The 728-nt window shown below is 40.2% G+C and carries 1 protein-coding gene; it reads left to right on the top strand.

The features are described 5' to 3' along the window. Positions 1-478 (top strand): cell cycle transcriptional regulator TrcR (locus ACFIK8_RS11385; RefSeq protein WP_375669490.1); only part of this gene is annotated, 478 nt, incomplete at its 5' end. Positions 479-728: the final 250 nt, after the last annotated feature.

The following is a 728-nucleotide window of genomic DNA, read 5'->3' as shown; positions in this document are numbered from 1 at the left end:
CAAAAATGCTCGCTTGAAAATTTCCGAGTCAAAAGTCCACATCCCCGAAAAAAAACGTAAAGGTGCTCGCTATATCCCTCTTTCGCGACGCCAAGATCGCCCAAATGGTATCTTATGGTTAGTGATCAATCATCCTGAGTTAAAAGATGCCCAGATTGCAAGGTTGATTGGAACAACAAAAGCAACCATTGAACAAATTCGCCACAGAACCCATTGGAATAGTGCTAATTTAGTCCCTCTTGATCCTGTAGGGCTTGGCTTGTGTTTGCAAATCGATTTGGATATTGAACTCCAGCGTGCTGCAAAAAATCACACCGTCTCTAACGAGGCTGACAGATCTTTACTCCCCGCATCGGTTACAGAAAATATTGCTTTCCATGAAGCTCAGCATAAACAAGATCTCAACAAGAATTTTGATGCTGATAAAGTTTTTGCCAAACTCAACGCGCTTCAGAAAAGCCGTGAAGGTGATGCATAACAGGATGACGCATGTCAAAGTGTAAGCGCGATTTCATATGTGTGCGCAAAGGCTGTCGGTGAGAAAACGATCAGAGACTAAAAAATAACCGTAGGTAAAAAAATAAAAAATATTTTGTCTTCATTAGGAATTAACAGTTATTCTTGAGACGCTATTGAAAGAATGTATCCTCCTTCAATAGTGATGTTTACTAAATAAGGAGAATCAATGCATGCGCTCTCTTAAAAATATTAGCCTTCAGCCCTTAGCC

The sequence above is a fragment of the Bartonella sp. MR168JLCBS genome (genome assembly GCF_042194175.1).
This window is presented reverse-complemented; position numbering and strand designations above follow the sequence as displayed.